At 42.6% G+C, this 11,501-nt stretch carries 8 protein-coding genes; 2 read left to right on the forward strand and 6 right to left on the reverse strand.

Annotated elements, in window-relative coordinates; all coding sequences use genetic code 11:
* The first annotated feature begins 93 nt into the window (after positions 1–93).
* Positions 94–2,166, forward strand: coding sequence for a S9 family peptidase (locus J1N51_RS00980; protein WP_208832146.1), 2,073 nt, complete (start codon positions 94–96; stop codon positions 2,164–2,166).
* 91 nt (positions 2,167–2,257) lie between these two features.
* On the opposite strand, the gene J1N51_RS00985 is transcribed toward J1N51_RS00980, so the two are convergent.
* Together J1N51_RS00985 and J1N51_RS00990 are read right to left on the reverse strand one after the other, a co-directional pair.
* Positions 2,258–3,994: a protein adenylyltransferase SelO family protein gene (locus J1N51_RS00985; protein ID WP_408635868.1), complete on the reverse strand. Its 1,737-nt coding sequence runs from the start codon at positions 3,992–3,994 to the stop codon at positions 2,258–2,260.
* 146 nt (positions 3,995–4,140) lie between these two features.
* The gene (locus J1N51_RS00990; RefSeq protein WP_208832148.1) at positions 4,141–6,993 is read right to left on the reverse strand and encodes a TonB-dependent receptor plug domain-containing protein; all 2,853 of its coding nucleotides are present in this window, start codon (positions 6,991–6,993) and stop codon (positions 4,141–4,143) included.
* A gap of 317 nt (positions 6,994–7,310) precedes the next feature.
* On the opposite strand from J1N51_RS00990, the gene J1N51_RS00995 reads away from it, so the two are divergent.
* A complete protein-coding gene (locus J1N51_RS00995) occupies positions 7,311–7,715 on the forward strand; it encodes a hypothetical protein (protein ID WP_208832149.1) in 405 nt (134 codons plus the stop codon).
* Between the two features lie 35 nt (positions 7,716–7,750).
* Here the strand turns inward: J1N51_RS00995 and J1N51_RS01000 are convergent, their stop codons facing one another.
* The 4 genes from J1N51_RS01000 to J1N51_RS01015 are packed head-to-tail and all read right to left on the reverse strand — an operon-like array spanning position 7,751 to position 11,484.
* Positions 7,751–9,304, reverse strand: a complete 1,554-nt coding sequence (locus J1N51_RS01000) for a cryptochrome/photolyase family protein (RefSeq protein WP_208832150.1) — start codon at positions 9,302–9,304, stop codon at positions 7,751–7,753.
* Entirely contained in the window at positions 9,301–9,429 is a 129-nt protein-coding gene (locus J1N51_RS01005; protein ID WP_208832151.1) for a DUF2256 domain-containing protein, read from the reverse strand. Before J1N51_RS01005 ends, J1N51_RS01000 begins: the two co-directional genes overlap by 4 nt.
* Positions 9,430–9,483: 54 nt before the next feature.
* On the reverse strand, positions 9,484–10,962 hold the full coding sequence (locus tag J1N51_RS01010) for a DASH family cryptochrome (RefSeq protein ID WP_208832152.1): 1,479 nt from the start codon (positions 10,960–10,962) through the stop codon (positions 9,484–9,486).
* Between the two features lie 54 nt (positions 10,963–11,016).
* A complete protein-coding gene (locus tag J1N51_RS01015; RefSeq protein WP_208832153.1) occupies positions 11,017–11,484 on the reverse strand; it encodes a DUF2069 domain-containing protein in 468 nt (155 codons plus the stop codon).
* Positions 11,485–11,501 lie beyond the last annotated feature (17 nt).

An 11,501-nucleotide genomic window follows, 5' to 3' on the forward strand; every position in this document is an offset into this window, starting at 1 on the left:
TAATTTGATCGTTAGCAACTAAATTTACTGTTATGTTTAAATTTTTAAAAGTTTTGAATTTAAAAGCTAAGTGCGCTAACTGAGGTTGTTAAAATGAAATCATTAGGATCTAACAATTTAAAAATTGGACTGACATCATTAGTAAGTTTGAGTTTATTTCTTTCCGTTAATATTCAAGCGAGCGATATTAACAAAGAGTCTACTAAGCTCGATTACCAAGATATCTTTAATTTTGAATACGCGGCAAATCCATTGGTAATGCCTTCGCAAGACAAAGTCGTATACGAGCGTCGCAGCATGGATATTATGACGGACAGTATTCGTCGTAATTTGTGGATGGTGTCACTTGATGGCAAAAGCCATTTGCCGTTACTTTCGGATTCTAACAATCACTTTAGTCCAGTGTTTTCCCCTGATGGATCAAAACTCGCTTATTTATCGAGTAAAGAAGGCAAGGTACAAATTTATTTAAGAGACATGCAAACGGGTCTTACGACACGTGTCACGGATGTTGAAATGACGCCTTCAGGGTTGAGCTTTTCACCCGATGGCCAACAGCTTGCGTTCTCAATGTTTACACCGCTTAAATCTAAGCCTCTATTTAGCTTAAATTTTAAACCAAAAGACGCGAAGTGGGCTGACAATGCACAATATATCGATGATACCTTGTTCCAACGTGATGGCGCAGGAATGAATCGTCCGGGAAATATGCAAGTGTATGTCGTTCCTGCTATCGGTGGTACACCACGTCAGATCACTCAAGGTGAGTACGACTACGCAGGACAATTAGCTTGGACAAAAGACGGCAAGTCTATTCTTGTTTCTGCCAACACTCGAGAAGACAGAGACTTTGATATTTTTAATACCGATATTTTTGCGATTGATATTAAAACTAAGCGGTCTACTCAATTGACTAACGAAAGTGGCCCAGAAGGCAACCCGCTGGTCAGTCCAAATGGTAAGTCGGTTGCGTTCGTTGGCTTTGATGACAATGGTAAGTCAAACCAAATCACGTCACTTTATGTGATGGATATTGATGGTAAGAACATCCGTAATCTGACACCAAAACTGGATAGGTCGGTAGGTAATGTCCAGTGGGCAAACAACGGTAAAGGCTTGTACTTCAGTTATGACAACGAAGGAAAAAAGTACGTTGCATTTTCGACGTTATCGGGTGACTTAAAAATACTGACGGACAACCTAGGTGGCATGAGCCTAGGTCGCCCTTATACCTCGGGTCAGTTTGATGTGACTAATGACGGTCAAGTCGTCTATACCCAGTCGCTAGGAAATCGTCCGGCAGAACTCGCTGTGACGACAAGAAAGGGCAAGCGCCAATTAACTGATCTCAATGGTGATGTGTTTGATCATAAGGTGTTAAAGCAACCAGAGTTACTTACCGTAAAAAGCTCGGTTGATGGACGTAAATTAAATGCGTGGATTGTTACACCTCCAGATTTTGACCCAAACAAAAAATACCCTTTGATATTAGAAATCCACGGAGGACCACATACGGCTTACGGCCCTGGGTTTTCATCTGAAGTTCAATTGTTTGCAGCCGCTGGCTACGTCGTAGTTTATGGCAACCCACGTGGCTCAACTTCTCGCGGTGCTGACTTTGCAAACCTAATTGATAAAAACTACCCATCCGAAGACTACAACGACTTAATGGATATGGTAGATGGCGTAATCAAAAAAGGTTATATCGACGAATCAAACTTGTTTGTGACAGGTGGCTCAGGTGGTGGCGTGTTAACGGCATGGATTATCGGTAATACCGACCGATTTAAAGCTGCTGTTGTGGCTAAGCCTGTAATTAATTGGACGAGCATGATAGGTACATCTGATATTTACACCTTTATGAGTCGGTATTGGTTTACTGACTTGCCTTGGAATGACTACGAGCAATACTGGAAACGCTCGCCATTGTCGTTAGTGGGCAATGTGAAAACACCCACTATGGTATTAACTGGCGAGCTGGACGTGCGCACGCCTATGAGTGAAAGTGAACAATACTATGGTGCGTTGCGACTTGAAGGTGTCGAAAGTTCACTGGTTCGCATTCAAGGTGCTTATCATGGTATTGCGGCTAAACCATCTAATTTAGCTCGCAAGGTAGGTAATATTTTGGCTTGGTTTGATAAATACAAAAACGAAGCTAAATAGAATAATTACAATTCTCAACGGCCCTCGAATTTACTTATGATCAAATATCAAATTCAGGGCCGTTTTTGTATCTGTTGTACCACTTCTTTGGTTACGACGAGCAGCTATAATGTGATACACCGCCAGCAAATAAATACTGCTGAGGTCGCAAGGTATAATATTTCTCATTTTGCGCTGCCGTACCTTCCTTATAAGGGGTAGCGAATAGCTCCTGTAACTCGTGAATCAATCCATATTGGCCGTTTTCTGCGTTTTGATAAGCAGGTACGACGCGCCATTCACGCCAAGTGTATTTAGGATTCACTTTCTGCATATTTTGTTTGATGATGTCACACTGGTGGTCGTTTAATTCGCTTAGCTTAATAGCTTGTTGCCATTTGGCTAACCAAGTATTCCACCTATCGAGTAAATCCTCTGGTGGCTGTCGGTAGAAGCTGTTATCTAAGTCGCTCAATTCATTTGGAAGGCTGGACAACTCTCTGAAGAAAATCGTGTAGTCCACACCTGTATTTGCCATTAGAGTAATTAGTTCTACAAACAAATCGGTATCGTATTTGGCAAGGCCAAGTTTTTGTGCCCACATGGCGTTGAGCTGCTGTTCCATATTGTTAGAAAAGTTATCTTCGATAACTTCTAACGCTTGTAATGAGTCGTTTGAGGCTTCTGCGTCGACATTTAAACCCTCTAACAACACTCTCAAGCTTTTACAGAACATTTCGTAGTTTTTTTGGGCTGCCGCAGGCTGATTAAAAAATGAAAAATGTCGACCGCCGCCAGTCCAAGGCTGAAACGCTGGTTCGAACAACTCACAAAAGCCAAACGGGCCATAATCAAGGGTAAAACCACCTGCCGCGCAGTTGTCGCTATTAAAATTACCTTGGCAAAAGCCAACTCGTAGCCAATTGCTAACTAGGTTAATGAGTCGTGATTGGAAGTGTTTGGCAAGCTCAACAACTTGTTCGGTCAACGGTAAGCTTAGATCGATGTCGTTCGAATATTCTCTGGTAATAAGGTGTTCGACAATCTGTTGTAGCTCATGATGAGCCGTTGGGTGCTCATTACTTCTCGCTCGACGAGCAAATAGTTCTATTTGACCAACACGAATAAATGACGGAGCGACACGAGTCGAAATGGCGACAGGGTTCGAAACCATGATTTCTGGGTCAGTGGACTGTGAGTCCGGGTAATACCAAGGTCGGTCAACACGCTCGGACAATGAAGTATATAAGGTCAAAGAACGCGAGGTTGGCACTCCCAAAGCATGCATCAATTCTTGCGCCAAAAACTCCCGGACACTTGAGCGCAAAACGGCTCTTCCATCAGCGCCACGACAATAGGGCGTTGGACCTGCGCCCTTGAGTTGCATTTCCCAGCGCTTGTCATTCAAAACGGCTTCGACCACCGAAATCGCACGACCGTCACCATAACCGTTGCCAGTATGGAAAGGGCATTGCTGAACATACTCAGTGCCATAAATTGAAAGGGCATAACCGGTTGCCCAGCCCGTTGATTTCATTGTATCGGGCAGCGAAGTCATATCGCCTGAAAAAAGTCGGATAAAACCTTCATCTGTTGCCAACGAGTCATCTAAACCTAGCTCTTTGAAGAATGTTTCACTGTGAGTAATGTATTGAGGCGAGGCGATAGGTGTTGGTTTTACTGGTACATAATGACCTGAAAAGACTTGTCTTGCTCTGTGATCCCGACCATCTGGTGTTGCTTGCGGGTCGGCATTTAACAATCGAATATAGGAATAGTCACTGTGTTCGCCTAACTGATCTAGGGTAGTAATATTTGAAGACTGAGATCGAATTGTATCTGCTGGCATAGACATATGGCCTTTTTGTATTAGAGGTGCGAGTGTATCAAAATAATTTTAAAAGATAGAGCGAGCGCTAAGGATTAGAAAGTAAATCAATTGAAGGCAATAAAAAAAGGTCGCCATTGGCGACCTTTTTACGACGTTAATTCAAATTAGAATTTAACATTTAAGCCAGTGAAGATACGACGACCTACGATGTCGTAAATTGGGTTAATTGTGTAACCCGGTGCTAGCTTGTCAAATGCGTTACGAACACCGAAGTCTACGCGAACATTATCATTAATGATGTAGTTTGCAGAGAAGTCATGTGTAACGATTGAAGGAACCCAAGAAGGATTTGTGTCTTCTGGAGAACCGCCGTTAGGAGATACGTCATAAGTTACAGAACGGTCGATTGAACGAACAGTCCAGTTAACTAGTAGATCGTCTAAACGGTAGTTAGTTGTTAAACGTACTTGTAAGCTAGGGTCACCCACTTCGCCATCTTCAACGTTGATTTCGTCTGGACGGTCTTGGAATTCAAATTGTTCTAGCTCTAGTAACTTAGATACGAATAACTTAACAGATAACTCACCTGGAAGTTCAAAGTCAGCTAAATCTGTAGAGTAGTTGATCTCTGATTCAACACCACGAACGTTTAACGCCGCTGCGTTAAGGAAACCAGAACGTACTAACTCAACGTCGTAAGTTGTTGGGTTACGGTCTACTGCAGAACAGTATAACTCATCTGGACCGCCAGTTGCGTCAACACAGTTGTCCGCGATGTCTTGCGCTGCTACTTCGATGATCGCATCTTCGATTTCGATGTCGTAGAAGTCAACAGTGAACGTGAAGTTTTCGATTGACTCAGGTGTCCAAACGATACCTACTGTTTTTGACATTGAAGTCTCAGAGAACAGCTCTGGGTTACCACCAGAAATTAGGTTTACAGAAACGTTATCGTTTGCTTCGAAACCTTCAGGAATACCTAACGCACGACAGTTTGCTGCACGATCTGGATCTTCGTTGATGTTGTCTGCGTCACATGGATCAGATACACGAGCGAAACCAGGAGATTGTGGGCTGAATGCTTCACTTAGGTTAGGAGCACGTACCGCTTCACCAATTGTCGCACGGATGCGAACGTCTTTAATTGGCGCATACATTAAACCAACTTTCCAAGCATCTGCTTCACCAGCGTGAGAGTAGTCTGCTGTACGGTATGCTGCATCTAATGTTAACTCATGTGCAAAGTCTACATCAGCAAGTAGTGGTAAGCTGATTTCAACGAAGCTTTCCGTTACGTCGTAGTCACCGAACTCATCTGGAGTTGCTGCGCCTAATAACGCACCAGATTTAGTTAGTTCGTCAGTGATTGTTGAGTAAGTCTCTTCACGGTATTCAAAACCTGCAGCGAGACCAATTGGACCGCCTTGAAGGTTTAAGAACTCGCTTGTATCTGTCGAGATTGAACCACCAACGATTTCTTGAGTGATTTGGTCTTGACGAGTTACGTTAGCAGAAACCCAGTCTCTCGCTTCTTGAGAAGCTTGACGGAAACCAAACGGGTTGTAAGCAACACAGCTACCAGCCGCTACAGAACCTGCAGTTGGGTCAGCACACACTGCTTCACCTGTGTCAGGGTCAATTACAGAGTTAACCGCTGCTGCGAAGTTTTCTGGGATTAGGTCGTTTTCGGTAACACGGATGTTGTTAGACTCGCCGTATACATAGAAAAGTTCCCAGTCGAAGTTAGTGTCACTTAGAGTGAAGTAACCATCAAAGCCTGCTACTGCACGGAATAACTCACGTTCGTTATCTGCTGAACGGTTACCTAGCTCATCAAAGAACTTAGCCATAGAAACGTTGCCAGTTCCGCCTAAACGAGCACGAGCTTCGTCAGATAGGAAAGCATTGTTTGCAACGTCAATTGAGATGTTACCGAAGCGGAAGCTTGGTTGGAACTGCTGCTGAACTTCAGCAGAGTTGTATTTGAAGTCACCGAAGAAGCGAACTTGATCAGTGATCTCGTAGTTCATTGTACTACCTACGTAGAAACGTTGAACTGCTGGATAGATGTTTTCGTAGTCTTCAGTGAAGAAGCCTGTCTTACAATCAGCCGGTAATTGACCAAATGCAAAGCTGTTTGTCGCTGTACGCTCACACTGCTCGATTACGTTACCAGTCTCGTCAAACGTGAAACGGTCACCGCCAAATGGGTTGATTACACCAAAACGGTTGATCATTTCTGAACCAACGTAAGGTACGCGTAAACGGTCAAAGATACCGTCTTCTTCGCCAGTGTCTTCAGGGTTTACAATCGTACCCCAGTTTTTCAACTGACGGATGTCTGCAGACATAGTTTCTTCAATACGCTCAACACCAGCGAAAAACGTCACGTTACCGCGGTCGCTTGAGGTACCACCTACGATGCTTACAGTGTGGTTACGCGCTGCTACACCTTCAGTAGAGTCACTTGCAGTCGCGTTAAGTTCTAGACCTTCGTAGTCACTCTTAAGGATAACGTTGATTACACCTGTAACCGCGTCAGAACCGTAAATCGCAGATGCACCACCAGTGATGATCTCGATACGTTCAATAAGAACTGCTGGGATAGTCGAAAGGTCAACTGTAGAAGAACCTGGAGAACCCGCTACGTGACGTTTACCGTTTACTAGAACCAAAGAACGCTTCGCACCTAAACGACGTAAGTCAGCAGAACTTGAACCTGCTAAAGCGTTGCTTCCCGCGTTACCCGATAGAGTGTTTGTTGCACCAATAGCTGGTAACTCTGCAAGAACACTACCAAGGTCAGGTGTACCAAATCGAGCGATTTCAGCTTGGCCTAAAACAAGTACTGGCGTAGGAGAAGAAAGTTCGGTTTTAGCGATACGAGAACCGGTTACGGTGATTTTTTCTACGTCTTCTTTAGCCATCTCTTCTGCAAGAACACCTTGCGCAGTAAAAGAGAGACCTGTTACTAAGGCTAGATTAATAGCCTTACTCACTAGAGATCTTTTTTTCATACATCATTCCTGTGGAATTTATAATTCCGACATTGTTGTTATTGTTTGTTGTTATTTTTTACGGCAGAGTTGGTTTTGATCAAATGCCGACCGTAAAGAAATCACAATTTACCGTACGGATCAAGTATGGATCCGGATTATTCTTCGATAAAGTAACGAGAGAGCGTAAATATTTGTTTAAATTATGCTCGCTTGGTGGTTAGTACTTTTTGGCGAGTTTGTTTCGTCTGTCTGATTTATTGTTTAATGATTAGAAAGTTATTGCACTTTGTAAGCGTAGAACATACATTTACCTCAAATTAAATAGAGGTATAAAAATGAAAAAAATTACTCTTTTCACTTTATTGTTGTCCCTTGGCCTAAGTGCTGTAAAAGTAAACGCTGAGCAAAGTCAAAGTTACAAATTAATCACAGTGTCTACTTATTTAAACTTTTACTTAATGAATTTAAACGCTTGTGAAGATTTTCATCCTTCGACTCGCGCAGAAGCATATAAGGCAGAAGGGCAGTTATACCCTTTCTTTGAACGCTTGGATGCTAAAGTTAAGGCTTTAGATATCAATGCAGATGACAAAAAGGCAATCAAGAACACAGTGACGGCTCGTCGTGCAAAGCTTAATAAACAAATTGCCGATGGTGAGTTTACTCTTGAGCACTGCAAAGCCGTGATTGGTTTGGTAAATGAAGGTTTAGACGAGACATTATTGTCTTCAATCAAATAGCATTTGGTTGTTTTGACAGTGTGTCAGGACGCACGTTAAAGTGCGTCCAAATTATGTAGTACCCATTCCGCTCTTTCTAACACCTCTTGTTTTTCCATATCTGAGCGTTTATCCCAATTTTTATAAACCATTGCATTTCTTGGGTTATTACCAAACTTTTCTTGGTGTTGTGTCATAAAGTGCCAGTACAGGCTGTTGAACGGACAACTATCGTTACTGGTTTTTTGTTTTACGTCATAATGGCAGTCACTGCAGTAGTCCGTCATTTTTTGAATGTAATTGCCACTAGAGGCATAGGCTTTGGAGCCGACAATGCCGCCGTCGGCAAATTGACTCATACCTCGTGTATTTGGCATTTCTACCCACTCAATGGCATCGATATAAATACCTAAGTACCATAAGTCGACTTGGTCCGGATCTGCACCAATTAAAAGTGCGAAGTTACCTGTCACCATTAGTCGCTGGATATGGTGCGCATAGGCATATTCTAAGCTCTGAGATATTGCATTGCTCAAGCAATTCATCTTAGTCTTACCTGTCCAGTAAAAATCGGGTAGAGGACGCGAAGCCTCTAATGCATTTTTGGTTTTGTAGTCCGGCATATTTAACCAATAAATCCCTCTTACAAACTCCCTCCATCCTAATATCTGTCGCACAAAACCTTCTATTTGTTCGATCGAAATTGTGCTGCTGTTTTGGCGATATGCCTCTATGGCATGGTTAACAACTTGGGCCGGTGAAACGATTTTGCTATTTAGCGCAAAGGATATCCGTGAGTGATACAAAGACCACTGTTTATCCGGGAGCTTAGCTGTCATAGCATCTTGGAATTCACCGAATTTTGGTAAACAGTATTTGCAAAAGAAGTTCAATAATTCACGTGTTTGAGTTCGAGTTACTGGCCAAAGTAAAGTATCTCCTCCTGTGCCCATGGTTTTTATTTTATGGCGTTGGATCCTTTTATTAATATCACTGACGTCATTACTAAATAACAATGGACTAGGAACGGCCTTGAGATCGTCTTTTTTGAGTTTGTTGCGATTGCTGGAGTCGTAGTTCCATTTACCACCTTCAGGCTCACCTTCATCCATCAATACATTAAATTGACTTCGTAGCTTGCGATAAAAAGCTTCAAGGCGATGCCCAGTGTCTTTTTTGAAATATTTTGATAGTTCATCATGTCGCAAATAAAAATGCTCTGTATCGACGCATGATTTATCGCAATTAATGGTCATATTTTTGAGCTGCTCAGACAGTCGATATTCATCGGGCTGTTGATAACAAAATTGTTTAGGTAAATATTGATCAATCAGTTGATTGACCATATCGGGTAAGTCTGCGTATTTTTCAGTATCATCAAGTGTTAGATAAAGTACGTGGTGGCCAGCTTCTTTTAATGCACTGGCGAATTTCTCCATTGCAAGGAAAAACGCTTGGACTTTCTGAATGTGATGGGTGACATATTCTTGTTCTTGCTTGAGCTCTGCAATGACATACAACACTTTGGTGTCTTTGGTTTTGTACCAAGAGTGAGCCGCATTGAGTTGGTCACCTAAAACTAGCCTTATTTCGTCATACGAAGGATTCATTTTGCTCTCCGGCAACGCTCAGAACAGTATTTAACTTCTTCCCAACAACGGGCCCATTTTTTACGCCAAGTGAAAGGCAAACCGCAGGTTTTACATACTTTAGACGGGAGATGTTGTTTTTTCATCTTATGCGCTACTTCTTTTAAACCATGATTGAATTTTGTGACCTAGAAAACAAACTAAGATACGGGCCAGTCGACGATATCGACATTATCTAATGTATTTTGACTAGCTTTTTGATCTTGGCCGTTCCACTTATTGATAAATTCGCCGTCAGGATCATAGGTTGCGGTTTGCTTGTCGAGGTTAAACCGACGACTGCCTCGAGGATCAAACCCGACGCCCGCCAAATATTGCCAATTTCCCCAGTTAGCGGCCACGTCGTAATCAGTTAATTGTTGTTCGAAATAAGCGGCCCCATACCGCCAGTCTAATTGCAGCTCGTGTATTAAACAGCTGGCGACGATTTGCCTTGCTCTATTTGACATGTAGCCGGTTGCATTTAGTTGTTTCATGGCTGCATTGACAATGGGGTAAGGTGTGTGGCCTTGACACCATTTGGCAAACCTTTGTGGGTAAAAAGACGTAAGTGGCCCTTGTTCTTTAATCCCACCAAACTTAAAAAGTTTGCTTTTGATCGCTAAGGCCTGCCATTGAAAGTATTCGCGCCACAAAAGCTCAAACTTAATCCAATAGGTTGAATCATTGGCGCCGTGCTGTTGTTCGTATAAGCATACTTCTGTCCAAATTCGACGGGCCGAAACACAGCCATTAGCAAGCCATGCGCTAAATTTCGTCGAAGAGGGCCAATCATCTAACGCATTGCGAGTTTGTTTGTATGACTGTGGCGCGGATGATTCAAAATACTCTTGCAGGTGGGCTAAACCTGCAGATTCTCCTCCTTCAAAAACCATAGTACGCTTTAGCTCTTCAGCGTGGCGACCGTTGTCAATGAACATTTGCTCAACGTCTGGCAGAGTTATAAACAGGTTAAACTGTTGCTGAAAGTACTTATTTAGACTTTGTGTTTCGGGTTTAAGCCTTTTTTGTATTTCTGATTTATTAAGAACAGGCAGTACCGCTTGAGACTTTAAAAAGAAAAGGGAATCCAAATCCAACTGTTCGACCTTTCTTCTGAATTTCGAAAAGCTGTTAGGCAAGTCACTTACGGCAAAAGGTAAGTCTTTTGAATTAAATAATGTAAAACCTTGGTGGGTTTCGAAAGTAATTTCGTTTGATGGGTGACGCTCTTCATTACGTCGCGCTAATCGCTTGCTGATTGATTGGTTAGTGTTTTGCTCGTACGTGCCGATGGCTCGCTGAGTGTGTATTTTCAGCGGCGCTGGCTTTTCACCTTCGCTAATTTGAAGCGCCAGGTTCATTATTCCCTCTGTCGGTGTGTCAACGACAAAGTGGAACTTGACGCCTTGTTTGATGATACTTGATGCAAGATTTTGTAACGACTGCAGTAAAAAAAGCAGCCGAAAAGGACCAATGCCCCGGCTATTAAAATTAGTTGGTTTGAGAAGCTGAGGATCAAAGACATACGCACATTGTAACGTCACGTCGCCATTTTGATGTTGTTCTAGCAAGGATTGAAGTTGTGGGTTGTCGTTAACCCTAAGATCGTTGGTAAATATATAAAGCGCGTCTGCCATAAGAATTGTGTCCCGTTTGCTTATGGCAGTTATACGAAGGAGAGGAAATTTGGTTTACTTGGCTTTTCCCTCAAATTGCGCTTTTTCTTGTTCTTTGAGCTCTTTGATCTTTGGCAAGGCTAAGCCCATCTCACGACCACGGTAACGCGCAAAATAGGTATTACCAATAAATGCTAGGGTCAATAAAACAAGTTCTATTACGATAAAAAGTTTATTACCTTCAAACGTCCAAATTGCGGTTAACCCATGTAAATAGCACCACATAATGACAAAGTTACTCCATGCATAGGTATATGGATTTCCTTGAACTAACCCTTTAACCGCAAACAACAAGGGGAACCAAAACAGGGTAAGAGTTATGTAACCCAGCGAGTTGTCTGTCGGGTTAAGTGCAAGTATTAAAATCGGCATGTACACGACTAGGCCTAAATAGCCAATTAGGCCTGTCACTTGGAGCTTTTTGACGAATTTAGCCATGGGCGCCGTTTTGTAATCGGCGCTCGTCGCCTGATGTTTTTGCATAGTATGTTTACTTCCTA

The sequence above is a fragment of the Psychrosphaera ytuae genome (genome assembly GCF_017638545.1).
Classification (GTDB): domain Bacteria; phylum Pseudomonadota; class Gammaproteobacteria; order Enterobacterales; family Alteromonadaceae; genus Psychrosphaera; species Psychrosphaera ytuae.